Here is a 25,166-nt window from a genome sequence, read left to right as displayed (position 1 = left end):
AGCAGCGATGAAAATTCTGGTTATTGGCCCATCATGGGTCGGCGATATGATGATGTCGCAAAGTCTCTATCGCACGCTCAAGGCTGAGCATCCTGAAGCGGTGATCGACGTGATGGCGCCGGCCTGGTGCCGCCCATTGTTGTCGCGTATGCCGGAAGTGAATCAGGCGCTGGCGATGCCGCTCGGCCACGGCGCATTGGCGCTGGGCGAGCGTCGTCGTTTGGGGAAAACCCTGCAGGCCAGTGGCTATGACCGCGCCTATGTGCTGCCGAACTCCTTTAAATCTGCGCTGGTGCCGTTTTTCGCCGGGATCAAACGTCGCACCGGCTGGCGCGGCGAGATGCGCTATGGCGTGTTAAATGATGTCCGCGTGCTGGACAAAGCGGCCTTTCCGTTGATGGTTGAGCGCTATGTGGCGCTCGGCTATGACAAACCGGTTGCTTCCGCGCAGCAGCTGCCGCAGCCGTTGCTGTGGCCGCAATTACGTGTCGATGATGATGAAAAGCGGATGACGGCGGCGCAGTTTGCGCTGTCCGCCGAACGTCCGGTGATTGGGTTTTGTCCGGGCGCAGAGTTTGGCCCGGCGAAGCGCTGGCCGCATTATCATTATGCCGCGCTGGCAGAGCAGCTGATTGGCGAAGGTTATCAGGTGGTGCTGTTCGGTTCGGCGAAAGATCGTGAAACCGGCGACACCATTGTGCAGACGCTATCAGAAGCGGCGCGTGCGCACTGCAAAAATCTGGCGGGTGAGACGCAACTCGAGCAAGCCGTGATTCTGCTGGCGAACTGTGTGGCGGTGGTCAGTAACGATTCCGGCCTGATGCATATCGCTGCGGCGCTTAATCGTCCGCTGGTGGCGCTGTATGGCCCAAGCAGCCCGGACTTCACTCCGCCGTTATCTCAGCACGCGCGCATTATTCGTTTGATCACCGGCTATCACAAAGTCCGCAAAGGTGATGCCGAGCAAGGTTATCACCAGAGCCTGATTGATATTCAGCCAGCGCGCGTCCATCAGGAACTGAGCGCGCTGTTGCATCCGGTGCAGGAGTAAAGATGCACGTTTTGATTGTTAAAACCTCCTCGATGGGAGACGTGCTGCATACCTTGCCAGCGCTCACGGATGCGATGCAGGCGATTCCAGGCATCAAGTTTGATTGGGTGGTTGAAGAAAACTTCGCTCAAATCCCCGCCTGGCATCCGGCGGTGGATAGAGTGCTGCCAGTGGCGATTCGCCGCTGGCGCAAGCACTGGTTCGGTAGCCAGCAGCGTGAAGAGCGTGTGCAATTTAAGCGTGAGCTGCAATCGCGTCAGTATGATGTGGTGCTGGATGCACAAGGTTTGATCAAAAGCGCCGCGCTGGTAACGCGCCTGGCAAAAGGCGAGAAGCACGGGCAGGACAGCCGCAGCGCACGCGAACCTTTCGCCAGCTGGTGGTATGACAAACGCCATGAAATCAACAAGCAACAGCATGCCGTCGAACGTACGCGCGAGCTGTTTGCCAAAAGCCTCGGCTATGAAAAGCCTGCAACGCAGGGCGACTACGCGATTGCCGGCCATTTCCGCTCTACGCTGCCCAATGACACGCAGCCTTATCTGGTGTTTCTGCATGCTACCACGCGTGATAACAAACACTGGCCGGAGTCACACTGGCGTGCGCTGATTGAGTTAGTTCAGCCAACAGGATTGCGCGTGAAATTGCCGTGGGGCGCAGAGCATGAACATCAACGCGCACAGCGTCTGGCCGAAGGCTTCGACCATGTTGAGGTATTGCCTAAGTTAACGCTGGAGCAGGTAGCGCAAGAATTAGCTGGCGCGCGCGCGGTGGTGTCGGTAGATACCGGTTTAAGTCATCTGACGGCAGCGCTGGATCGTCCGAATATCACGCTGTACGGCCCAACCGATCCCGGTCTAATTGGTGGCTATGGCGAGAATCAGTACGTGCTGCGCCCTGCAGAAGGCCACAGCATGGCGGATATTCAAGCCATAGATGTCGCAACAATGATTAAAGAAATCACGGTATAGTTTTATAACGTACCGTAATTTAGCGTGACTGGTCACTTTTCTTTAAAAGCGCGTATTCTGTTAGCGTCATGCCCTGAGTACGTGGTTGTAACCAGCTAAATAGCTGCTCTAAATCATCGTAAAGGTGCTCAATATCAGCCTCATTTTTAAACGTGGGGCTGCCATCGGGCATAAATTCTGATGAATGCAGCATGAACTCAACGTAATCATTTCCCTGGCTAAGTGTTTGCTCAACCACCTGTTTCATCTGCTGCACATTGCCCCCCACCGGACGTAGCCAATTAACAGATGGACCGCGCTTCTTGCCGCGCATGTCATTCCACGCTTTTTTTAGCTGATTAGTGAAAGCGCCATAGCGGTACTGAATGCTCATCGGCAACTCCAGCAACGGGCTGTCACCCGCGCGGGAAATATCACTAACATCAAGGTAATAGGCATGATCCGGGAAACGGCTGTAATCGGTGCCGCCTTTGCCTTGCGGCGCGCCGGATGAATTGCGCCAATCCACGCGAGGTGTGACGGAGCAATCAACTAAATAACCGTTGTCGATCAATGCTCGAGCGTAAACTTCATTAAAAGCCCAGCGTCCGGCACGATGACTGGTCATCTTCTGCCGAAAAGCGCTTTCCAGCAAATCGGTCATGTAAGCGACCTTGTCGCGCAGGATATTTTCTGGAAATTCAATCAAATAAGGCTGATAGCGCCAGTCATCATCGGTCAACGCGTATTCCGGCGGGCTATACCATGCATGAAGATGCATGCCGATTTCACCTTGCCCACGCGCCAGCAGATCGCGACCAAATTCAACATACGCCGCATCGCTCGCCATTTCGTAATTCGTTAGCCAGGTGGGTTTAAAACCGTATTTCTCACATAAGGCTTGAAAGCGCGGCAGAAACTGAACATTTCGCGTGGTAACCTTGCCGCTGCGATTGCGCCAAAGATTATCGCCTTCAGTATCGAGAGTGATTAAAAACGCAGGCTTATCCATAACTTATCCGATAAAATGAGCACTTTCTCATCGCTATGGTACGCAAGCCCATGAATGAGGGCAAACTTTTCATTTGCTGCAGTGAGCAGATGTTGGTAGCAGTATAATAGCGGTTAAACTAGAGTAAATTAGAATGCACATCGGCCCTAATACGCAGAATACTCATCTTAAGAGCAATGCGTAATGTCTGAAGCCAAACATACCTAATAAATTGATTTATCTTATATTCAGTCCTGTTTTATCAGGGGATGATAGATATTTTGTCATACAAAACAGGCTGGCGATTAGGAGCAAAAAAATTTGTCGAAGCGCATTCTGATGGTAATTGATGGCCTGCCGGGCGGTGGCGCCGAAAAAGTTGTTCTGACGCTGGCTGAAGGTTTTATCAGCCAGGGGCATCGGGTGTCGCTCTTCTCCTTACGCAAAGTCTGTGAATATCCCATTCCTGCAGGCGTTGATTATCAGACCGTGATTGATAAAAGCTCACGTCCGTGGCGCAAACTGACTGAAACCCATCGTCGTGCACATTTGCTTGATGAATCCGTGCGCCAAAGCGAAGCGCTGCACGGAAAATTTGATTTGGTCTTGTCTAATCTGCATAAAACCGATCGGATTGTCCGCTATGCGCGTGCGCTGGATGCCAGTAAAACCTGGTATTGCCTGCACGGCGTTTTTTCAGCCTCCTATCTTGCGCGCAAATCAGGTTTCTCTTTGTGGCTTAAGCGGCTGAAAATTCGCGATACTTATCGCGGCAAGCAGCTTATCGGTGTCTCGCAATATGTCATTGATGATGTGATTCAAAACATCGGGGTGAAGCCAAGCAAAGCACAGGTCATCTTTAACCCGTTTGATTTCGAACTTATTTCCCGCCTGGCCGCAGAACCGTGTCCACTTGCCGGAAGCAATTTTGTGCTGCATGTGGGGCGTTTTCATGAAACCAAGCGCCACGATCGCTTGCTGGCCGCCTATGCTCAAAGTGGCATCACGGCTCCGCTGGTGCTATTAGGTCAGGGAAGCGAAAAAATCACGGAAAGATTACGCCAGCAAGCCATCGATTTAGGCATCGCGGAGCGCGTACGCTTTGAAGGTTTCCATAAAAATCCTTACCCATGGATTCGCCACGCTCGCTTATTAGTGGTGAGTTCAGACAGCGAAGGTTTTGGCAATGTACTGGTCGAAGCTTTAAGCTGCGGCACGCCGATAGTGAGCACTCGCTGCCCTGGCGCACCATCAACTATCATGAGCGGAGATCTTGCACGCGGGCTAGCGGATTTGAATGCGGATTCACTGGCGCAGAAAATGCACGAGGTTTATGCCGCTCCGCCTGATTTGCAACATCTGGACTTAAGCATTTATAGTCTCAAGGTTATTTGTCAGCAGTATTTGCAACTGGCAGAAGTGGAAGAACCACTATTTTCAGGCACTGAGCACGTTTCAGGTTAACAGGTCCCCATGTCGGTGTGGCCGTATCATGGGGATAAAAACGTTGACGTATGTGATTCTCTTTTTACTCTTTTTGCCGGTCAAATGGGTGATGAAAATCTTCCATGGCCGAACCGGTAAAAATCTGGTGATTCAAACAGCCAAAATCGGTGATTTCATCAATATCACTCCGCTGTTAACTCATTTGGGGAAAAGCGACGCACTGTTAAGCAATAGCGTTGCCGCGCTCGCTTCGCGCGATAACACGCTGGAAAATATTTGGTATATCGAAGAGCATCGCTCCGGCCTCATTAAGAAAATTAAACTGGTCTGGCAACTGCTCAACCGTTACGACAACATCTATCTGTTACATCCCACCAACCTCAACCTGTTCATTGCCGCTTGCTGTAATGCCAGCAACAAACAGTTTCTTTCCAGCTACCGCCGCAAAGGTTATCAGGGATTGTTTTATCTCACCGCAAGCGGTGTGGTGGAGCATGAGAAAAATACTCTGACGCTGGAAAATTACCTAAAACTCGCCGATCGCTCGTTCACTAAAGAGAGTTATCCGAAGCATGCGACACAACCACTTTGGCACCCCAACTCGCTGCCGGATGAAATATTCCAGCATGATGGCATTCGCATTGGCATCAGTATCACCGCAGGCAATCAGGCAAAAACCATTCCACCGAAAATCTGGCAGCGACTTTTTGACCACTTAAGCGATTTACCCTGCCAGTTTTATGCCTTTGGCGCACCGAATGAACAATCACGCTTGCAGGAGCTGTATAAAGTTGTCGGCGCGCGCGCGAACCTGACAAGCCTTGTCGGCAAAGTGCCGTTGGAGGACGTCCCTGCGGTCATTAGCGAGATGGATTTCTATATCGCGTCAGATTCCGGCAATGTCTATATTGCCGATGCGCAACAAGTGCCGATCATTTTGATTTACGGCCCATGTTGCGTCGAAGAGCAGCGGCCGCTGGGTGATGTGTTGTTGATTGGCCCAAATCATATTGCGCCCTCATCCTTTGTTTTCGCCGCGCAGTACAAATTTATGCATCCTACTGAACAGCTGTTTGAACTGGATCAGCGGAAGCTTGACGATATTCACGATTTTATTAGCACGCGGCAGCAACAACGCCTGGCGCGACGGAAGAACATGAAAACAGCATGACAACGCAGCCCGAAAGCTCAGCCCCGTTACTCAGTCTCATTATTCCTATGTTTAACGCAGGCAGCGATTTTGCTGCCTGTGTGCAAGCGCTGCTGGCTCAAACTCTCACCTCACTGGAAATTATCATTGTCGATGATGGTTCCACTGACGGTTCGGGGGAGCGTGCTGATGCTTATGCGCAGCAGCATCCCCATGTTCGCGTTATCCATCAGACCAATGGCGGCGTATCGCGCGCGCGTAATGCGGGCTTAGCGGTGGCGCGCGGTAAGTACGTTTCGTTTCCGGATGCTGACGACACCATGGATGCCGCGATGTATCAAACGCTGGTTGAGATGGCGGAGCGCGACAACCTTGATGCCGCACAGTGCAACGCGGAATGGTTTTTCAAAGCCAGCCAGCAAGTAAAACCGCTGATTCCGCTCGATCGCCTCACCAGCACCGAGGTACTGAGCGGCCCTGAGTGGCTTAATAAGGCGCTGCAAACGCATCGCTACATGCATGTGGTTTGGCTGGGCATTTACCGCCGAGAGTTGATCGAACAGCTCAAACTCTACTTTGAACCCGGCCTGCATCATCAGGACATTCCATGGACCACCGAGTTCATGCTCAACGCACAACGTGTGCGTTACACCGATAAAGTGTTGTACTGCTACTACATGCATGATGCTTCCATCAGCAACCGTAAGCGCACCGGCCAGCGTAATGTGGAATATCAGCGTCACTACCTGAGAATCGCGCAGTTGCTGGAAGAGCTCAATGCACGCTACCGTCATAAGGTAAAAATCTACCCGGCATTTCACTACCAGATTACGCATGAGGCGCTCAGCGTCTGCCACTGTATCCGACGCGAACCCGAAGAGAGCGCACGTCAGGCGATGATTGCCGATCTGTTCGCTACGCAAACTCACCGGCGCATGCTGCGTAACGCGCGCGGTATAAAGCAATGGTATCAACTGCTGCTGTGGCTAAGCCGGATTTACCGCTGGCGCAAGAAATAAGCGCCGCGTCCGGCTTTCACGCCTTTGGGGTTTGCCTTACAATCAGCTGACTGAATTCTGAGATCATTTGAGTATGGCAAGCCCGATTCCAGACCAATTTGCACCGAAAAATATTCTGCTGATCAAGCTGCGTCATCACGGCGACATGCTGCTGACCACGCCCGCGATAAACGCGCTGCGCCAACGCTATCCTCAGGCGAACATCGACGTTCTGCTCTACAAAGAAACCCGTCCAATGCTGGAGGCGCACCCGGCCATTCGCCAGTTGCACATCATCGATCGCAACTGGAAGAAGGAAGGCGGCTGGCAAAAATTCCGGCATGAAATGGCCCTGCTTTCCGCGGTGCGCGCGTGCCATTATGACCTGGTGATTAACCTCGCCGATCAGTGGCGCAGCGCCATCATTACCGGATTCTCTGGCGCGCCGGTGCGTATCGGTTTTGCCTTCCGCAAACGTGATAACGCCTTATGGCGCTGGATGCACAACCATCTGGTCAGCACGGAAGATCATCATCAGCTGCATACGGTTGAACAGAATATGGCCGCGCTGAAGCCGCTGGGCATCGGCGGCGCCGGCGCAAAAGCCTCGATGCATTTCAGCACAGCCGATCAACAAATAGTGCAGGATGTACTGGCTCATCATGCGGTGAAAATGCCGTTTGTTGTGCTGCAACCCACTTCTCGCTGGCTGTTCAAATGCTGGGAAGATGAAAAAGTCGCACAGCTAATTGATGCGCTCGCTGCCGAAGGCCGCACCGTGGTACTGACGGCGGCGCCGGACCAGAAAGAAATGGCAATGATCGCCAATATTCAATCGCTGTGTCGCAGCCACAACGTGGTGTCGCTGGCGGGAGAATTATCCTTGCCGCAGCTGGCGGCGCTGATTGACGCGGCACAGCTGTTTATCGGCGTAGATTCTGCGCCGATGCACATGGCCGCCGCGCTGGAAACGCCGTGTCTTGCGCTGTTTGGACCCACCAAGCTGCAACACTGGCGTCCGTGGGGCGATCACAATCGCGTGATTTGGGCCGGTGATTATGGCCCGCTACCCTCGCCAGACGACATCGATACCAACACGCAACAGCGCTATCTTTCTGCCATTCCCGTTGAGGATGTGGTGGCTGCCGCCCGGAGTTTTTTGCATGAGTAAGTTACGCCTGGCGATTGTCCGGCAGAAATACCGCCCAGACGGCGGCGCCGAACGCTTTATCTCGCGTGCGCTGGAAGCGCTGGACGGTGAGCAGCTCGATCTCAATATCATCACTCGCAGCTGGCAGGGCACGCCGAATCCGGCCTGGCATCTGCACATCTGCAATCCAGCGAAGTTCGGTCGCATCTCGCGCGAGCGCGGTTTTGCGCGTGCCGCGCGTGAATGCTGGGAACGCGAAAAGTTCGATATTGTGCAAAGCCACGAACGCATCGCCGGTTGCGATATCTTTCGTGCGGGTGATGGCGTGCATCGCGTCTGGCTGGAGCAGCGCGCGCGCATCGTGTCGCCGTGCCAGCGCTTAAGCGCCCGCCTCAGTCCTTATCACCGTTATGTGTTACAGGCGGAAGCCGACATGTTCAACGCGCCGTCGTTGAAAGCGGTGATCTGTAACTCAGAGATGGTGAAACAGGATATTTTGCGACACTTCAGGCTTGATGCCAGCAAGATTCATGTGATTCACAACGCGATTGATAGCCAACGCTTCCAGCCAGCCAGCGAAGCGCTGCGTCATGCAGCACGTCAGCAGCTCAAACTGCCGCAGGATGCCACGGTGATGATTTACGTGGGTTCGGGCTTTGAGCGCAAAGGCTTAAAAGCGGCGATTGAAGCGGTGGCGAAAAGCGATCGCTATCTAGTGGTGGTCGGCCAGGATAAGCAGCTGTCGCGCTATCAGCAGCTGGCAAACCAGCTCAATTGCCTCGATCGCTTACGCTTCGTCGGCGTGCAGCAGGACGTGCAACCGTTCTACCATGCAGCCGATGCGCTGCTGCTGCCCACGCTTTATGATCCCTTCCCAAATGTGGTGCTGGAAGCGATGGCTTGCGGCCTGGCGGTGATCACCAGCACCGGCTGCGGCGGCGCGGAGTTTATCACCGCGGGTCAGGAAGGTTTTGTCTGCGATGCATTAGATATCAACGCGTTAAACGAAGCCGTACTGGCAACACCGGCGCTTTCACACAATTCTGCCATGGGCGAAGCCGCACGTCGCAGAATTGAACCTTATGGTCCGCAGCGGCTGGCGCAAGCGCTGACCTCGCTGTATCAGCAAGTGCTGCAGACCAGCTGACGAAGTGGTATGAGCAGGCGGTTAATTTCTGATAACATGCCGCCTTTCATCTGTTTTTTGACGCGATTCTGTCGTAACGGTAACTATGACGACTCTATACACAGCCTTGCTCTACCTGATTCAGCCACTAATCTGGTTGCGCCTGTGGCTGCGCGGTCGAAAAGCACCGGCCTATCGTAAACGCTGGGCAGAACGCTACGGCTATTGCAGCGGAAAAGTGCTGCCACATGGCATTGTGCTGCACTCGGTTTCCGTCGGCGAGACGCTGGCGGCAGTGCCGCTGGTGCGCGCGTTGCGCCACCGCTATCCAACGCTGCCGATTACCGTCACCACCATGACGCCAACCGGCTCCGAGCGTGCGCAGTCCGCGTTTGGCAAAGATGTACACCACGTTTACCTGCCCTACGATCTGCCAGGTTCGATTAACCGTTTCCTCGATACCGTCGATCCGCGACTGGTGATCATCATGGAAACCGAGCTGTGGCCCAACATTATCCGTATTCTGCATCAGCGCAAGATTCCGCTGGTGATTGCCAACGCGCGCCTGTCTGAGCGCTCGGCCAAAGGCTACAAGAAACTCGGCGGCTTTATGCGCGACCTGCTGCAGCGCATCACGCTGATTGCCGCGCAAAACGCCGAAGATGGCGACCGTTTCCTCAGCCTTGGCCTGAAACGTTCGCATCTCACCGTTACCGGCAGCCTCAAGTTTGATATCTCCGTAACGCCAGAGCTGGCGGCAAAAGCGGTCACGCTGCGTCGTCAGTGGGCGTCGCGTCGTCCGGTGTGGATCGCCACCAGCACTCACGAAGGCGAAGAGGCAATTGTGCTCGATGCGCATCGACGTCTACTGCAGCAGTTCCCCGATCTGCTGCTGATTTTGGTGCCGCGCCATCCGGAACGTTTCAAAGATGCCTGCGACCTGACACAAAAACGCGGCTTCAGCTTTATCCTGCGTAGCAGCGGCGAAATTCCATCAAGCTCCACGCAAGTGGTCATTGGCGACACCATGGGCGAACTGATGATGCTGTACGGCATCGCCGACCTCGCCTTTGTTGGCGGCAGCCTGGTTGAGCGCGGCGGCCACAATCCGCTGGAGCCGGCCGCGCATGCTATTCCGGTGCTGATGGGCCCGCACATCTGGAACTTCAAAGATATCTGCGCCAAGCTGCAGCAGGCCGAAGGGCTGATTACCGTTACTGACGTGGTATCGCTGCAGAAAGAAGTCGCTAACCTGCTGCAGGATGACGATTATCGCCGCTATTACGGCCGTCATGCTGTGGAAGTGCTGCATCAAAATCAGGGCGCATTACAGCGTCTGCTACAGTTACTCGAACCTCATTTACCGCCGCGAGCTCACTAATTCATGTCGCAACGCCAACGTCTCTCCGTGGTGATGATCGCCAAAAATGAAGCTGAACTGCTGCCGGAGGCGCTGGCTTCTGTCAGTTGGGCAGATGAGATTGTGGTGCTCGATTCCGGCAGCAGCGACAACACGATGCAGGTCGCTCGCGAACAGGGCGCGCAGGTTTTCCTGGCGGAAGGCTGGCAGGGATTTGGCAAGCAGCGCCAGCGCGCGCAGGCCCATGCGCAAGGCGAGATGATTTTGATGATCGATGCCGACGAGCGCGTTACACCCGAATTGCGTCGCGCTATCGAGCAGGTTCTCGCACAGCCTGCCTCGGACAATGTTTACAGCCTCGGTCGCAGCAACCTGTTTCTTGGCCGCTTTATGCGCCACAGCGGCTGGTATCCCGACCGCGTTATGCGCCTCTATCCGCGCAAGTTCAATTACAACGACAATCTGGTGCATGAATCACTGGAGACGCAGGGTGCGCCGGTGGTGAAGCTGGCGGGCGATCTGCAACATCTCACCTGTCGTGACCTGATGGCGTTTCAGCGTAAGCAGATGAACTATGCCGAAGCCTGGGCAAATGAGCGTTTCCAGCGCGGCAAACGCTGCGGCTTGTTCTCGATCTTTAGCCACACGCTCGGCGCATTCGTTAAAACCTTGCTGCTGCGTGCGGGTTTTCTCGATGGCAAACAGGGCTGGATTCTGGCGGTGGTTAATGCGCAGTACACTTTCAACAAATACTCGGCGCTCTGGGCGCTGCATCACACCTCAACACAAGGTCGCGTATGAGTACGAAAGCGATTTATCCCGGCACCTTTGATCCCTTCACGTTGGGTCATCTGGATATTGTGACGCGTGCAGCGAGGATGTTTGACCGCATCGTCGTGGCGATTGCCGCCAGCCCGAGTAAAAAGCCGCTGTTTAGTCTCGATGAGCGCGTGGATATGGCGCGTCAGGTGACGGCACATCTGCCGAATGTCGAGGTGATCGGGTTTAGCGACCTGATGGCGAACTTTGCTCAGGCGCAGAATGCCAATGTGCTGGTGCGTGGATTGCGTGCGGTTTCGGATTTCGAATATGAGCTGCAGCTGGCGCAGATGAATCGTCATCTGTTGCCCACGCTGGAGAGCGTGTTTCTGATGCCGTCAGAGGGTTTCTCGTTCGTCTCTTCTTCGCTGGTCAAAGAAGTCGCGCGCCATGCCGGTGACGTGCAGGCATTTCTCCCTGCCGTTGTGCATAAGGCGTTACTGGCGCGACTGGCACAGCCTTAACTCAGTGCTGGCAGCGTGGACACCAGAAGGTGCTGCGCTGACCATGTTTGCCGCTGACAATCGGCGTACCGCACGCACGGCAAGGTTCGCCGGCGCGGCCATAAACCTGCAACTGCTGCGCGAAGTAGCCGGGTTTACCGTCCGTTTGCAGGAAATCACGCAGCGTGGTGCCGCCCTGCTCAATCGAGCGTAACAACACCGCTTTGATGGTGTTAACCAGCAGCTCGGCCTCTTCCTGACTCAAACTCATTGCCGAACGATCGGGCAAGATCCCGGCAGTAAACAGCGATTCGCTGGCGTAGATGTTCCCGACGCCCACCACCACTTTGTTATCCATCAGCCACTGTTTAATCACGGTGCGTTTGCCGCGTGACTTTTCAAACAGATAGGCACCATCAAATTCGCTGCTGAGCGGTTCCGGACCGAGATGGGCTAGCACGCTGCTGCCTGCGAGGTCATTGCTCCACAGCCAGGCGCCAAAGCGACGTGGATCGGTGTAGCGCAACACTTTGCCGTTGCTCATCACTAAATCGACATGGTCATGTTTGGCGGCCGGTTGTTCGCCGGGTAGCACGCGCAGACTGCCGGACATGCCGAGGTGAATGATGATCCAGCCATGCGGTAGTTCGAGCAGCAGATATTTAGCGCGACGCTGCACGCTCAATACGGGTTGGTCGCTCAGCGCGTGGATTTCATGCGAGACCGGCCAGCGCAAACGTGGATTGCGCACCACCGCATGCAGAATCGTGGCACCCACCATGTGGGGTTCGATACCGCGACGACTGGTTTCTACCTCAGGTAATTCAGGCATCTCATCTCCTCAACGAATCGCAGAAACAAAAAACCCGGCCGAAGCCGGGTTTTTCACAGAACACTAAAATTACTTAATTTTAGCTTCTTTGTAGATCACGTGCTGACGTACAACCGGATCGAACTTTTTCAGTTCTAATTTCTCTGGTTTAGTACGTTTGTTCTTCGTGGTGGTATAGAAGTGACCTGTACCAGCAGAGGAAACCAGCTTGATCTTCTCACGAATACCTTTAGCCATGATTCAGTTCCTTAGTACTTCTCACCACGGGCGCGGATTTCGGTCAGAACCGTATCGATGCCCTTTTTATCAATAACACGCATACCTTTAGCAGATACACGCAGAGTAACGAAGCGCTTTTCGCTCTCAACCCAGAAACGGTGAGAGTGCAGGTTCGGCAGGAAACGGCGTTTCGTCGCGTTCATTGCGTGGGAACGGTTGTTACCCGTTACCGGACGCTTTCCAGTTACCTGGCAGACTCGTGACATTTCTATTCTCCAAAAATCAAATCAGCTCGAGCTTTAAAAACTAGGTTTTGGCCGCCTCGTCAGGCCTTAGCCCGCCCAGGCGAGTTCCATGTGAACCCGCTAAGCTGGCCCAAACGCCAAACCCGAGATTCTCAAAGGTGGCGTAGTATACGCCGCTCAGCCCGAGTGCTCAAGTCCCGAACAGATAAAGATCCCTCTGGATCGCGCAAAAATGCCCTATTTCTGTTCAGTTGAATCGATGAATTACAACCAACCGCGCTCGGCGAAAGAGGTAAACTCGCCGTGACCGATCACCAAATGATCAAGTAAACGGATATTGAGCAGCGCGCACGCTTGCCCGACTTTTCCGGTAATATCGCGGTCGGCGCGACTGGGTTCAGCGATTCCCGACGGATGATTGTGCGCCAGAATCACCGCCGCCGCGTTAAGTTTCAGCGCTTCGCGCACGATTTCGCGCGGGTGAACTTCCACGCTGGCAATCGAGCCGGAAAACATCTTCTGCGCCTGCAACACGCGGTGCTGATTATCGAGGAACAGCGCCATAAACACTTCGCGCTCCTGATGCGCCAGCACGCTTTGCAGGTAATGGCGCGTCACCTGCGGATTCTCCATCACGTTTTCCCGCGCCAGCTGGCTGGCAAAAAATCGCCTTCCCAGTTCCGCGATGGCATAAAGCTGCGTCATTTTGGCGCTGCCCACGCCTTTAATCTGCCCGAGTTCCTCTTTGCTGGCCGTCATAATGCGATAGAGCGAACCAAACTCGTTCAACATCTGATGCGCCAACAGCAGCACGCTGGTGCCGCTGATACCGGTACGCAAAAAAATCGCCAGCAGCTCAGCATCACTCAACACTTCAGCGCCCATTAACATCAGTTTTTCCCGTGGTGCCAGTTCCGTCATGACCATCTCCTCCCTGCGATGCGGCGATTCTGCGCGTCAGCCACCGTCAGCGCCAGCACGCGCTGAACGATTTCAGAGCCAGCTCGCAAAGGCCGCAGGCAGTGAAAAGGCGCACTGTGGATTTTGTGATAAAGTTGCCTGCATCTGCCGCCCCTGACGCGGCAATTTGCTTTGAGGCGAACAACATGACGGGATTAGCTGGAAAGAAAATTCTGCTGGGCGTGAGCGGCGGCATTGCTGCATACAAAGCGCCGGAGCTGGTGCGTCGGCTGCGCGATCGCGGTGCTGATGTGCGCGTAATGATGACCGAAGCGGCCAAAGCCTTTATTACTCCGCTGAGCCTGCAGGCGGTTTCCGGTTATCCGGTATTTGATGATTTGCTCGACCCGGCAGCCGAAGCGGCGATGGGCCATATTGAACTGGCGAAATGGGCCGATTTAATTGTGCTGGCGCCGGCTACCGCCGATCTGATTGCCCGCGTCACTGCCGGCATGGCGAATGATTTGGTCACCACCGCGTGCCTGGCAAGCGCAGCGCCGGTTGCCATCGTCCCGGCCATGAATCAGCAGATGTACCGCGCGCCGATCACGCAAGAGAACCTGCAGCGTCTGCAGCAGCGCGGCGTACTGATTTGGGGCCCCGACAGCGGCAGCCAGGCGTGCGGCGATGTGGGTCCCGGCCGCATGCTCGATCCGCTGGCGATTGTGGCGCACGCGTTGGAGTGGGCTGCGCCCGTCAACGATCTGCAACATCTCAGCATTATGATCACCGCCGGTCCAACCCGCGAAGCGCTGGACCCGGTGCGGTATATCAGCAATCACAGCTCGGGCAAGATGGGCTTTGCGATTGCTGCGGCTGCGGCCAAACGCGGTGCGAAGGTGACATTGGTTACCGGCCCGGTGGCGCTGCCAACGCCAGCTGGCGTACAACGCGTGGACGTTGACAGCGCGCTGGAGATGGAAGCGGCGGTGATGGCGCAAATCCAGCAACAACATATTTTCATTGCCAGCGCAGCCGTGGCAGACTACCGGGCGGCTAACATTGCCGCAGAGAAAATCAAAAAGCAGGGTGGCGACGATAGCGTCACGCTGCAGTTGGTGAAGAACCCCGATATTGTCGCAGGCGTCGCGGCGCTGCAGGAAAATCGCCCTTATGTTGTGGGATTTGCTGCCGAAACCCAGAATGTGGAAGAATACGCGCGGCAAAAACGGGTGCGAAAAAACCTGGATCTGATTTGTGCCAACGATGTGGCGCAGGCGGGTCAGGGCTTCAATAGCGACACCAATGCTCTTCACCTTTTTTGGCAGGAAGGAGAAAAAGTCTTACCGCTCAGTGATAAGACGCTCCTTGGCCAACAATTAATAGACGAGATTGTCAGCCGTTATGATGAAAAAAATCGACGTTAAAATTCTTGATGCACGCGTGGGCAACGAATTCCCGCTGCCGACTTATGCAACCTCTGGTTCCGCAGGCCTCGATTTACGCGCCTGCCTGGATGATGCGCTGGAAATCACACCAGGCATGACCACGCTGGTTCCCACCGGTTTGGCGATTCACATTGCCGATCCTGCTCTTGCCGCCGTGATTCTGCCGCGCTCCGGTCTTGGCCATAAACATGGCATCGTGCTGGGTAATCTGGTTGGTTTAATCGACTCCGATTATCAGGGCCAACTGATGGTTTCCGTGTGGAACCGCGGTCAGGACAGCTTCACGCTGCAGCCAGGCGACCGTTTAGCACAGCTGGTCTTCGTGCCGGTCGTGCAGGCCGAATTTAACCTGGTGGAAGATTTTGACACCAGCGACCGCGGCGCAGGCGGCTTCGGTCACTCAGGCCGCCAGTAATACGCGACACTTTTCGCTTAGCCATCTTTTTATTTCTTGTCGCCACAGGCCGCTATGTCTGTGGCAGATGAGGCAGTATTGCCTGTTTTTGGTGAATTTCAGGGGTGTTGAAGGTCATGGCAGAAAAAAAAGTCGCGAAACGGAATCGTCGCGAAGAGATTTTGCAGGCGCTGGCGCAAATGCTGGAGTCGGGCGATGGCAGTCAGCGCATCACCACCGCGAAGCTGGCCGCTAATGTCGGCGTGTCGGAAGCGGCGCTTTATCGCCACTTTCCCAGCAAAACGCGCATGTTTGACAGCCTGATCGAGTTTATTGAAGACAGTCTGATTACCCGCATCAATCTGATCCTGAAAGATGAAAAAGAGACGCTGACGCGCCTGCGTTTAATCGTGCAGCTGATTCTGGGATTTGGTGAGCGTAATCCGGGGCTGACGCGTATTTTGACCGGCCACGCGCTGATGTTTGAACAGGATCGCCTGCAAGGGCGTATCAATCAGCTGTTTGAGCGTATTGAAGTGCAGCTGCGTCAGGTGATGCGCGAGAAGAAAATGCGCGATGGTGAAGGTTTCCAGAACGACGAAACGCTGCTGGCGAGCCAGTTACTGGCGTTTTGTGAAGGGCTGTTGTCGCGCTATGTGCGCTCCGAATTCCGCTTTCGTCCGACCGCAGATTTCGAGAGCCGCTGGCCGCTGATGGCGGCGCAGTTGGTTTAAAAGACCAGGTCGGCATAAATGCCGACCTCATTACCGAATAATTAAATCCCGTACTCTTTACGATACGCGCGCACTTTCGCCAGATGGTCAGCCATCTCCGGCTTCTCTTCCAGGTAATCAATCAGCTCAGCCAGGGTAATAATCGCCGTGACTTTGCACTTATAGTCACGTTCCACTTCCTGAATCGCCGAAATATCGCTGCGACCGCGTTCCTGACGATCCAGCGAAATCAACACGCCCGCCAATGTCGCGTTATGTGCACTGATGATATCCATTGATTCACGAATCGCGGTACCGGCAGTGATCACATCATCCACCAGCATCACTTTGCCTTGCAGCGGGCTGCCCACCAGCAAACCGCCTTCGCCGTGATCTTTGGCTTCTTTGCGGTTGAAGCAGTAAGGCACGTCACGTTCATGATGATCGGCCAGCGCCACCGCGGTGGTGGTGGCAATTGGGATGCCTTTGTACGCCGGGCCAAACAGCAGATCGAAATCAACGCCGCCATCAACGAGCGCCTGCGCGTAGAAACGGCCTAACAGCGCCAAATCGCGACCGGTATTAAACAGACCGGCATTGAAGAAATAGGGGCTTTTACGTCCCGATTTCAGGGTGAACTCACCAAACTTCAGCACCCCTTTGTTCAGGGCGAATTCAATAAACTGACGCTGCCAGGCTTTCATTTCTCACTCCTCAAATAAAGAAAAGGCGACTCTATGGTCGCCTGTTACATCAATTAGTTAGCGCCGCTTTCTGCGCCTGAATCAACTGCTCAATGCCGCCTCGCGCCAGCGCCAGCAGCTGGAGTAACTCGTCGTGGCTGAAGGGCTCACCTTCTGCGGTGCCCTGCACTTCAATCATGCGGCCATCTTCGGTCATCACCACGTTCATGTCAGTTTCTGCGGCGGAATCTTCCACATACTCCAGATCGCACAGCGCTTCACCGCCGACGATGCCCACAGAAATCGCCGCCACCATGCCTTTCAGCGGGCTGGCTTTCAGCTTGCCCGCCGCCACCAGCGCATTCAACGCATCGGCCAGCGCCACGCAGGCGCCGGTAATAGATGCAGTACGCGTACCGCCATCGGCCTGAATCACGTCGCAATCCAGCGTGATGGTGAATTCGCCTAGCGCTTGCAAATCCACTGCTGCACGCAGTGAACGGGCGATCAGACGTTGAATCTCCAGCGTACGTCCGCCCTGTTTGCCTTTGGCGGCTTCACGCGCCATGCGGCTGTGGGTCGAACGCGGCAGCATGCCGTATTCAGCGGTGATCCAGCCTTGACCTTTGCCTTTGAGGAAACGCGGCACGCTCTCTTCGACGGTTGCGGTGCACAGCACTTTGGTTTCGCCGAATTCAACGAGCACAGAGCCTTCTGCATGTTTGGTGTAGTGACGAGTGAGTGTGACGGGACGTGTTTCAGATGCACTACGGCCTGCTGGACGCATGGTTTCTCTCCGGCTTGCTTAGGTTTGGCTGCGCATTATACGGACTTCAGCTGCGGCTGTCCCGCCCGCGATCGCCACAATCCTGGATGAAATTCTCTGGTGGCTGTGGCTAAATGCGCGTTTCCTCCCTTAAAAAGATAAATGATGATCGCGATACTCCATTTCCTGCTGGCGCTGGTGGTGATATTTGCCCTTGCGCTGTTGGTCAGCCACGACCGCAAACGCATTCGTCCCCGCTTTATTATTCAGCTGCTGGTTGTCGAAGCCGCGCTGGGCTGGTTCTTCCTGCACTCGGCGGGCGGACAATCGGTGGTCACTGCGGTGGGCGGCTTCTTTGAAACCTTATTAACCTACGCCGCGCAAGGAACCAACTTTGTCTTCGGCAATATGGCAGATCAGGGATTAGCCTTTATTTTCCTCGGCGTGCTCTGCCCGATTGTGTTTATTTCCGCACTGATCGGCATTTTGCAGCACTGGCGCATTCTGCCGCTGCTGATTCGCGCCGTAGGCACTCTGTTGTCAAAAGTGAATGGCATGGGCAAGCTGGAATCGTTTAACGCCGTCAGCACCTTGATTCTCGGCCAGTCTGAAAACTTCATTGCCTATAAAGGCATTCTCGCCGATATTTCCGCGCCACGCATGTACACCATGGCGGCGACGGCGATGTCGACGGTTTCGCTGTCGATTGTTGGCGCGTATATGTCGATGATTGATGCCAAATATGTGGTTGCGGCGCTGCTGCTCAATATGTTCAGCACCTTTATTATCCTGTCGATCATCAATCCTACCCGCCCGGAAAACGAAGAGCAGATTGCGCTGGATAAGCTGCATGAAGATCAGAGCTTCTTTGAGATGCTGGGCGAATACATTCTCGCCGGCTTTAAAGTGGCGATGATCATCATGGCGATGCTGATTGGCTTTATCGCGCTGATTGCAGCAATCAATGCGCTGTTTTCTGCGGTATTTGGCTACAGCTTCCAGCAGCTGCTTGGCTACGTTTTCTATCCGTTTGCATGGCTGGTTGGCATTCCCTCCGCCGATGCTTTGCAGGCGGCGAGTATTATGGCCACCAAACTGGTAGCGAATGAATTTGTTGCGATGATCGAGCTGAAGAAAGTGGCGGCTGAAATGACGCCACGCGGACTGGGGATTCTGTCAGTGTTCCTGGTTTCGTTCGCTAACTTCGCCTCAATCGGCATCGTTGCCGGTGCGATTAAAGGCCTGAACGAGAAACAGGGCAATGTGGTTTCCCGTTTTGGCTGGAAGCTGGTGTATGGCTCCACGCTGGTGAGCTTGCTGTCGGCCGCATTCGCCGGGCTGTTTATCTGATAACGCATGGCGGCTGCATGGCCGCCATTTTTTAAAACGCCACGCACACCAGTGAATCAACCCGCATCACCGATTCCTGCTCGAAACGCTGTTTATAAACATCACGAAGCTTATTAATGCTGTCAGAACTCGCCACATCCGGAGTGTGAATCAGCATCAACGCTTTGCTGTTTTCCCGCGCCAGCTTACCGTTCTCGCCCAGCCACTGACCTTTGGCGTCATATACCGATAAACCGTCTTTGAAACGCGGCGTCACATCGTTATCGACAAACTGCTGCCATTCGCTGCTGCTGACGATGCCACCTTTCGGTTTATTCATGCCAAACCACAACGTAGTTTGCATCATCACGTCACCAGAACCGCATACCGCAACCGGCGCGGTGTTGGGCGGGATCTTATGCATTTTCGTCGACGGAGCCTGACAGCCAGCGAGCAGTAAGGTTAATAAAGCAGGAAGAACCAGAGAGCGGAACATCACTTCATCCTTTTAAGCGAACCAGCGCTAAGCATAAGTGTCTGTCGGTAAAAGAGGTAATTTTTTGTTATTCACGCTTAAGTGCGCTTATGCCTGTTAGCGTCGAGTCTGCCTCGCTATACTTCACCCAACATTTCTGAAAAAGAGAAGACGATTATGATCCGCAGTATGACCGCTTACGCCCGCCGCGAAGCCAAAGGCCACTGGGGCAGCGCCGCCTGGGAAATCCGTTCGGTTAACCAGCGCTATCTGGAAACCTATATCCGTCTGCCGGAGCAATTTCGTGGCCTGGAGCCGGTCATCCGCGAGCGCATCCGCAATCGCCTGACGCGCGGTAAAATCGAATGCAACCTGCGTTATGACGCCGATGCCAGCGCGCAAGGCGAACTGCAGCTGAATGAATCACTGGCCAAACAGCTGGTGCAGGCCGCCAATTGGGTGAAGATGCAGAGTGATGAAGGCGCGATTAATCCGCTGGATATCCTGCGCTGGCCGGGCGTGATGTCTGCGCAAGAGCAGGATCTCGATGCCATCAACGCCGAACTGCTGGTGGCGCTGGATGGCGCGTTAGATGACTTTATCGAAGCGCGTGAAAGCGAAGGCACCGCGCTGAAAGCGATGATTGAACAGCGTCTGGAAGGCGTATCGCACGAAGTCAGCAAAGTGCGCGCGCAGATGCCAGAAGTGATTAAATGGCAGCGCGAGCGTCTGGTCACCAAGCTGGAAGAAGCCGAAGTGCAGCTGGAAAATAATCGCCTGGAGCAAGAGCTGGTGATGATGGCGCAGCGCACCGATGTGTCGGAAGAGCTGGATCGCCTGGATGCGCACGTTAAAGAAACCTACAACATCCTGAAAAAGAAAGAAGCCGTTGGCCGCCGCCTCGACTTTATGATGCAGGAGTTCAACCGCGAGTCGAACACGCTGGCTTCAAAATCAATTAATGCCGAGATCACGACATCAGCGATTGAGCTGAAAGTGTTGATTGAACAGATGCGTGAGCAGATTCAGAATATTGAGTGATCACGCCCTCCATTAATAACGTCAAGTCCGTCATCCTACGGGCTTGACGGTTAATGTGGGTTAACGATTTATTGAGCGTGCCATGCGCGTGTAAGTATGTCGGATACCGCGAATGGCAATGCTGTAAGCCATGATATTTTCAGGCAATGCCATCCCGATGTAACCGGTGTCACCAATATGATGAAGATCTGCGCCCGCCATCTTACTCATTAACGCGATTTGACGAATGGTATTCACATCTGCCCCCTCTTGCGATGTCCCGATCGCGGTCATCGCCAAAGCGCCATGCGAATGAATACATTCAATGAGTGAGGCAACTTTCTGCTGACTCATACCCGGTAGTGTGCCGGGTGCAGGCACTAACACCACATCAACCCCTTGATGCACGAACTCAGCAATATCTTGCTCGGTGAGGATGTCGCTGCCACTCTCCTGAACAATGCCAGCACCATGCATCTTACCGGTGATAATGAGTGCGCTGTTACCAACCGCCTCGCGGATCATTTTCGCCGCTTTAGCCAGCGCACGATTGCTCACACCGTTATTAGGATTGCCCGTGAGAACCAAAATTTTGGCTCCCATTTGCACCAAACGGCAGGCGTTCTCCGCTGTTGCCGCGCGCCCTGGCACCATTTGTAATCCATCAAGATGCGTGGCATCAAAATCAGGATCTACCGCTTCAAGATTGACCCCAATAATACGCCCGGTCAGCCGGCATAATTCATGTAATATTTGTTCCGGCGCAATGTTTGCGGGCATGCCATGAATAATAGGGTTTTCACTGTCGAACATGTTGATCAATACAATATCAGCACCCTGAGAGGCCGCCAATTCGGCGTTAGTAATATTATGCAGCAAAGGTGAAGTCATGCCGATAGTTTCGCTGACTACCACCCGTCCTTCGCTGGCACGCACAGCATATATCAACGCATCTTTATCCATCGGCAGCAGCTCGGAAGCTGAGCAATCCAGCAAACGTTTATGTGTCATAGAATTTATTCTCTTTGGTAAGCATCAGGTTAAGATCGGGAAATTATGCATAAAATAACAGTTAGGGATCCAAAATATATCCGCCCTGATCAACTCTTTGTAAATATCCCCTGTACCAGGTAGCGAAAGCTATACATGAAAAAAATGTTCATCATCAGGCAACGCCTTATTTCATTTTAAATAAGACATTTTCATTTTCGTGTATAAGAAATGTCTCTAATTTTGAAATTTCCTCCTTAATATCTCTAGCACAAAACTTATTAATGCCCTAAGGATGAAAAGAAAAAGACCCTGTTTTTCTGAATATTACTCGTGATCGTAATATTTTACTTTTCCTATTAATTTTTTCGAGAAACCTGTCGCCCTTCAATTCGTGCACATGCAATGGATCGTTTAAGGAAAGCGAATTTTATGCTCATCACTATCGCGGTTCTTTTCCTTTGCGCCTTCAAACACCCATATAGGAACAGGTAAATATTATGAGATTTAACAAGATGTCAGTCGCACTCGGCTTGGGATTGATGATGACCGCCAGCCTGGCTAACGCTGTAAATAGCCAGGGTGCAGGTACTGTCACCATTAAGGGCTCAATTATTGATGCACCTTGTTCAATCAACCCAGGCTCGCAGGATCAAACCATTGATCTGGGTCAGGTATCGAAAAAGCAGTTGGCAGCGGGTGGTAAATCAACACCGGTACCCTTCAACATCAAACTGGAGAATTGCGATTTCACCGCAGGTAAAGATGTGAGTGTGACCTTTACCGGCCAGGCCTCTGCTGCCGTACCGACCCTGATTGGCATGACCGGTACCGCTAGCGGTGCCAGCATTGGCCTGACAGATGGCTCAGGCCAGCTAATTAAATTGGGCCAGCCATCAACTATGACTCTGCAGAATGGTAGCAACACTTTGTCGTTCTCTGCATATCTGCAGGGTGATGGTGCCTCTGCAACCATCACACCGGGGGTATTTCAAAGCACCGTCGACTTTAGCCTGGATTATCAGTAATCGTTTTCCACGCTAATTAGAGACATGCGTAATCTGCGCATCTCTTGTTTATTTCAACAGGGTGTTAGTAGTATGTCAGTCCATACCAGGAACTCATTTCCTTTTCAAAATAACTGGCGCTTACGCCCGTTAGTAATTGCTTTATCATTGGCTTTTTTTAGCAGTGCTATTAGCAGTGCATTAGCAGAGGAAGTTGAGTTTAATCTGGACAACATGGATATTTCCGACCGGGAAAACATTGATATGAGTCAATTTTCCCGGGCAGGATATATGATGCCTGGTCAATATGACATGGCAATCAAAATTAATGACAATGAATCACCCACCGAGGAGGTTACTTTTTTACCGTCTGAACATGATGAAAACGAAACTGTCGCCTGCTTAACACCAAAAATGATGGCAGGCTTCGGTTTAAAGAAGTCATGGTTAGATAAAGTTACCTACTGGAATAATGAAAAATGTGCCCGGCTTGATATCATGCCGGGTATCATTTTGCGTCCTGATCTCGCGTCATCAACGCTCTACATGAGTGTTCCTCAGGCATATATTGAATATCAAACTGCTAACTGGGATCCCCCTTCACGCTGGGACGAAGGGATTGCTGGATTTATTGCGGATTATAACACCAATTTTAATTACTCCTCCCCGGCACAAGGCAGTGAATCACGCGAATTAAGCGGTAATGGCGTGGTAGGTGTCAACGCCGGTCCCTGGCGTATGCGTGCGTTCTGGAATGGTACTCATTACACTGCCAATAACACTAAAACCTCTACTTTTAACTGGAAACAATATCAGGCATTTAGGGCAATCAAACCTTGGGGCGCAAAATTAATTATTGGTCAAAATGACCTCGCCAGTGATGTGTTTGAAAATGCACGCTATGTTGGCGCCAGCCTTATTAGTGATGATAGCCAATTACCCCCCAATTTGCGTGGATACGCACCGGAGGTCCGTGGCGTGGCGAAGACCAATGCAAAAGTCACCATTAGTCACGCTGGACGTGTGTTATATGAAAGCCAGGTGGCTCCCGGTCCTTTTATTATTCAGGACTTGAGCGACTCTATTACTGGCACGCTGGATGTCAAAGTTGAAGAGCAAGATGGCAGCGTTCAGACCTTTCAAGTCGAAACCGCATCTGTTCCCTATCTTAGTCGTCCTGGACAGGTTCGCTTTAAGGCGGCGGTAGGGCAAACGACAGACGATAGATTTCATCTGCAGAATGAAAGGTTAATGGCAGGGGAATTCTCATGGGGTATTAGTAACGGTTGGTCGCTGCTCGGGGGTGGATTATCCTCTGGAAAATATCATGCCGCGTCGTTGGGTGCAGGGCGTGACCTCTTATCGTTTGGGGCCCTGGCACTCACCGCAACCCAATCTTATGCAAAGCTGCCTAATAACCAAACGCGCTCTGGCGGCTCCTATAGCCTGAGTTATTCTAAACGCTTCGAAAACTATGACACGCAGGTTACCTTCGCAGGTTATCGCTTTACGGAGAAGAGCTATCTTAGTCTAAATCAATATCTTGAGGCGAGCCGTAAGCATTTGGTTATTCGTAATAATGCAGCGAATAAGCAGACCTATACCGTTTCACTTAATAAACAATTCCGTACACTCGGCGTCAGCGCATTTTTAAATTATAACTATCAGACTTACTGGAATCGTCAGGCGACCAGCCGCTGGAATATGTCGTTTGCGCGTTATTTCGATGTGGGAAATTTTAAAAACGTCAGTTTCAATCTCTCCGCCTATCGCGCACAAAATTCAGGTATACAAGATGACGGAGTGTTCTTAAGCCTGAACGTGCCTTTCGGGACCTCATCGGGCTTGAATATCAATGCACAAAATTCAGATGCCGGCCAAATCAATAGCCTGAGTTGGTATAACCGCATGGATGAACGCAACAGTTATCGCTTAGGCGCCAATGTCGATCGCCAACAACGAAGCGCTTACAGTGGCTACTACACCCATACCGGCGATAACACGCTAACGAACTATAGTGCCAGTTATAAACCCGGTCAGTATCGCTCCGCAGCCCTGTCCATGCAGGGGGGATTAACGGCCACAGCACATGGAGCAGCATTACATCGCACCATAATACCTGGAGGCACGCGTCTGATGCTGGATACTGAAGGTATTAGCGATGTGCCCATTAAGTCTTCCGGTGCGGCCACTCATAGCAACAAATTCGGAAAAGCGGTACTGGCGGATGTCAGTAGCTATATACGTAATCAGGCACATCTGGATATCAACCAACTCAACGATGACATTGAAGCGGAGTCGCCCGTTTTGCAATTAACCTTAACCGAAGGCGCCATTGGCTATCGTCGCTTTCGATTAATTAAAGGTCAAAAGCTAATGGCGGTTATTCGCCTAAGTGATGGCAGTTATCCGCCGTTTGGCGCGAGCGTATTAAGTAAAGGGCGTGAGACCGGCATTGTTGATGAGATGGGCAGCGTCTGGCTTAGTGGTGTAAACCCTGAAATGCTGATGGATGTCCGCTGGAACGGCAATATTCAATGCCAAATTACCTTCCCAAAAGTATTACCCATTGATGAGAGTGGAGAAACAAACCTGCTGCTTCCGTGTACAGAAAAAGAATAATTTTTGCGCATTAAAGTTTGTTGAGTATCTGTCGCTCTA

The 25,166-nt window shown here is 53.1% G+C and carries 26 protein-coding genes; 17 read left to right on the top strand and 9 right to left on the bottom strand.

The genetic code is table 11. From position 1 onward, the window contains the following. Positions 1-7 precede the first annotated feature (7 nt). Both rfaF and rfaC read left to right on the top strand, forming a co-directional pair. Positions 8-1,051: an ADP-heptose--LPS heptosyltransferase RfaF gene (gene rfaF, locus KVT28_RS23290; RefSeq protein WP_217550419.1), complete on the top strand. Its 1,044-nt coding sequence runs from the start codon at positions 8-10 to the stop codon at positions 1,049-1,051. Between the two features lie 2 nt (positions 1,052-1,053). Then, entirely contained in the window at positions 1,054-2,022 is a 969-nt protein-coding gene (gene rfaC / locus KVT28_RS23285; protein ID WP_101760678.1) for a lipopolysaccharide heptosyltransferase RfaC, read from the top strand. Between the two features lie 19 nt (positions 2,023-2,041). On the opposite strand, the gene KVT28_RS23280 is transcribed toward rfaC, so the two are convergent. Next, positions 2,042-3,013, bottom strand: a complete 972-nt coding sequence (locus KVT28_RS23280) for a polysaccharide deacetylase family protein (RefSeq protein WP_217550417.1) — start codon at positions 3,011-3,013, stop codon at positions 2,042-2,044. A 318-nt stretch (positions 3,014-3,331) separates the two neighbouring features. On the opposite strand from KVT28_RS23280, the gene KVT28_RS23275 reads away from it, so the two are divergent. The 8 genes from KVT28_RS23275 to coaD all read left to right on the top strand — a co-directional run bounded on the left by KVT28_RS23275 (position 3,332) and on the right by coaD (position 11,505). Then, the gene (locus KVT28_RS23275; RefSeq protein ID WP_101760730.1) at positions 3,332-4,456 is read left to right on the top strand and encodes a glycosyltransferase; all 1,125 of its coding nucleotides are present in this window, start codon (positions 3,332-3,334) and stop codon (positions 4,454-4,456) included. Between the two features lie 43 nt (positions 4,457-4,499). Continuing rightward, positions 4,500-5,609: a glycosyltransferase family 9 protein gene (locus tag KVT28_RS23270; RefSeq protein ID WP_101760680.1), complete on the top strand. Its 1,110-nt coding sequence runs from the start codon at positions 4,500-4,502 to the stop codon at positions 5,607-5,609. After that, entirely contained in the window at positions 5,606-6,607 is a 1,002-nt protein-coding gene (locus tag KVT28_RS23265) for a glycosyltransferase (RefSeq protein WP_101760681.1), read from the top strand. Before KVT28_RS23270 ends, KVT28_RS23265 begins: the two co-directional genes overlap by 4 nt. Before the next feature lie 73 nt (positions 6,608-6,680). Then, complete coding sequence (rfaQ, locus tag KVT28_RS23260; protein ID WP_101760682.1) at positions 6,681-7,757, top strand: putative lipopolysaccharide heptosyltransferase III; 1,077 nt, start codon at positions 6,681-6,683, stop codon at positions 7,755-7,757. Next, a complete protein-coding gene (locus KVT28_RS23255; RefSeq protein ID WP_101760683.1) occupies positions 7,750-8,883 on the top strand; it encodes a glycosyltransferase family 4 protein in 1,134 nt (377 codons plus the stop codon). Before rfaQ ends, KVT28_RS23255 begins: the two co-directional genes overlap by 8 nt. Before the next feature lie 85 nt (positions 8,884-8,968). After that, positions 8,969-10,243 carry a lipid IV(A) 3-deoxy-D-manno-octulosonic acid transferase gene (waaA, locus tag KVT28_RS23250; protein ID WP_101760684.1) on the top strand — a complete coding sequence of 425 codons (1,275 nt, stop codon included), beginning with the start codon at positions 8,969-8,971 and terminating at the stop codon, positions 10,241-10,243. A 3-nt stretch (positions 10,244-10,246) separates the two neighbouring features. Next, positions 10,247-11,023: a glycosyltransferase family 2 protein gene (locus KVT28_RS23245; RefSeq protein ID WP_217550415.1), complete on the top strand. Its 777-nt coding sequence runs from the start codon at positions 10,247-10,249 to the stop codon at positions 11,021-11,023. Continuing rightward, positions 11,020-11,505, top strand: coding sequence for a pantetheine-phosphate adenylyltransferase (gene coaD, locus KVT28_RS23240; protein ID WP_101760686.1), 486 nt, complete (start codon positions 11,020-11,022; stop codon positions 11,503-11,505). Before KVT28_RS23245 ends, coaD begins: the two co-directional genes overlap by 4 nt. A 1-nt stretch (position 11,506) precedes the next feature. Here the strand turns inward: coaD and mutM are convergent, their stop codons facing one another. The 4 genes from mutM to radC all read right to left on the bottom strand — a co-directional run bounded on the left by mutM (position 11,507) and on the right by radC (position 13,701). Next, positions 11,507-12,316, bottom strand: a complete 810-nt coding sequence (gene mutM / locus KVT28_RS23235; protein ID WP_101760687.1) for a bifunctional DNA-formamidopyrimidine glycosylase/DNA-(apurinic or apyrimidinic site) lyase — start codon at positions 12,314-12,316, stop codon at positions 11,507-11,509. Positions 12,317-12,385: 69 nt separating this feature from the next. Then, positions 12,386-12,553 (bottom strand): 50S ribosomal protein L33, encoded by a 168-nt coding sequence (gene rpmG, locus KVT28_RS23230; protein WP_001051798.1) that lies wholly within the window; start codon positions 12,551-12,553, stop codon positions 12,386-12,388. Positions 12,554-12,564: 11 nt separating this feature from the next. Continuing rightward, entirely contained in the window at positions 12,565-12,801 is a 237-nt protein-coding gene (rpmB, locus tag KVT28_RS23225) for a 50S ribosomal protein L28 (RefSeq protein ID WP_007885297.1), read from the bottom strand. A gap of 243 nt (positions 12,802-13,044) precedes the next feature. Then, positions 13,045-13,701 (bottom strand): DNA repair protein RadC, encoded by a 657-nt coding sequence (gene radC / locus KVT28_RS23220; protein ID WP_101760688.1) that lies wholly within the window; start codon positions 13,699-13,701, stop codon positions 13,045-13,047. Between the two features lie 185 nt (positions 13,702-13,886). On the opposite strand from radC, the gene coaBC reads away from it, so the two are divergent. From coaBC to slmA, 3 genes are all read left to right on the top strand, one after another. Then, positions 13,887-15,107: a bifunctional phosphopantothenoylcysteine decarboxylase/phosphopantothenate--cysteine ligase CoaBC gene (gene coaBC / locus KVT28_RS23215; protein ID WP_217550413.1), complete on the top strand. Its 1,221-nt coding sequence runs from the start codon at positions 13,887-13,889 to the stop codon at positions 15,105-15,107. Beyond that, a complete protein-coding gene (gene dut, locus KVT28_RS23210; RefSeq protein WP_167391166.1) occupies positions 15,085-15,543 on the top strand; it encodes a dUTP diphosphatase in 459 nt (152 codons plus the stop codon). Before coaBC ends, dut begins: the two co-directional genes overlap by 23 nt. Before the next feature lie 116 nt (positions 15,544-15,659). After that, a complete protein-coding gene (gene slmA / locus KVT28_RS23205; RefSeq protein ID WP_008109747.1) occupies positions 15,660-16,256 on the top strand; it encodes a nucleoid occlusion factor SlmA in 597 nt (198 codons plus the stop codon). Positions 16,257-16,297: 41 nt separating this feature from the next. On the opposite strand, the gene pyrE is transcribed toward slmA, so the two are convergent. Together pyrE and rph are read right to left on the bottom strand one after the other, a co-directional pair. Then, positions 16,298-16,939, bottom strand: a complete 642-nt coding sequence (gene pyrE, locus KVT28_RS23200; protein WP_008109749.1) for an orotate phosphoribosyltransferase — start codon at positions 16,937-16,939, stop codon at positions 16,298-16,300. A gap of 49 nt (positions 16,940-16,988) precedes the next feature. Next, a complete protein-coding gene (gene rph, locus KVT28_RS23195; RefSeq protein WP_101760691.1) occupies positions 16,989-17,705 on the bottom strand; it encodes a ribonuclease PH in 717 nt (238 codons plus the stop codon). Between the two features lie 144 nt (positions 17,706-17,849). Here rph and KVT28_RS23190 point away from each other — a divergent pair, with 144 nt between their 5' ends. After that, positions 17,850-19,034: a NupC/NupG family nucleoside CNT transporter gene (locus tag KVT28_RS23190; RefSeq protein ID WP_110868217.1), complete on the top strand. Its 1,185-nt coding sequence runs from the start codon at positions 17,850-17,852 to the stop codon at positions 19,032-19,034. A gap of 31 nt (positions 19,035-19,065) precedes the next feature. Here the strand turns inward: KVT28_RS23190 and KVT28_RS23185 are convergent, their stop codons facing one another. Then, positions 19,066-19,509, bottom strand: coding sequence for a DUF3574 domain-containing protein (locus KVT28_RS23185; protein WP_101760692.1), 444 nt, complete (start codon positions 19,507-19,509; stop codon positions 19,066-19,068). 156 nt (positions 19,510-19,665) lie between these two features. On the opposite strand from KVT28_RS23185, the gene KVT28_RS23180 reads away from it, so the two are divergent. Then, positions 19,666-20,529, top strand: a complete 864-nt coding sequence (locus KVT28_RS23180; protein ID WP_061720336.1) for a YicC/YloC family endoribonuclease — start codon at positions 19,666-19,668, stop codon at positions 20,527-20,529. A 60-nt stretch (positions 20,530-20,589) separates the two neighbouring features. Here KVT28_RS23180 and KVT28_RS23175 read toward each other — a convergent pair whose 3' ends face one another. After that, a complete protein-coding gene (locus tag KVT28_RS23175) occupies positions 20,590-21,519 on the bottom strand; it encodes a PEP phosphonomutase (RefSeq protein ID WP_101760693.1) in 930 nt (309 codons plus the stop codon). A 479-nt stretch (positions 21,520-21,998) separates the two neighbouring features. Here KVT28_RS23175 and KVT28_RS23170 point away from each other — a divergent pair, with 479 nt between their 5' ends. Both KVT28_RS23170 and KVT28_RS23165 read left to right on the top strand, forming a co-directional pair. Then, positions 21,999-22,526, top strand: a complete 528-nt coding sequence (locus KVT28_RS23170) for a fimbrial protein (RefSeq protein WP_101760694.1) — start codon at positions 21,999-22,001, stop codon at positions 22,524-22,526. A gap of 72 nt (positions 22,527-22,598) precedes the next feature. Continuing rightward, a complete protein-coding gene (locus tag KVT28_RS23165) occupies positions 22,599-25,127 on the top strand; it encodes a fimbria/pilus outer membrane usher protein (RefSeq protein ID WP_217550411.1) in 2,529 nt (842 codons plus the stop codon). Positions 25,128-25,166 lie beyond the last annotated feature (39 nt).

The sequence above is a fragment of the Pantoea sp. GbtcB22 genome (assembly GCF_019091025.1).
In the GTDB taxonomy this organism is placed as follows: domain Bacteria; phylum Pseudomonadota; class Gammaproteobacteria; order Enterobacterales; family Enterobacteriaceae; genus Pantoea; species Pantoea leporis.
This window is presented reverse-complemented; position numbering and strand designations above follow the sequence as displayed.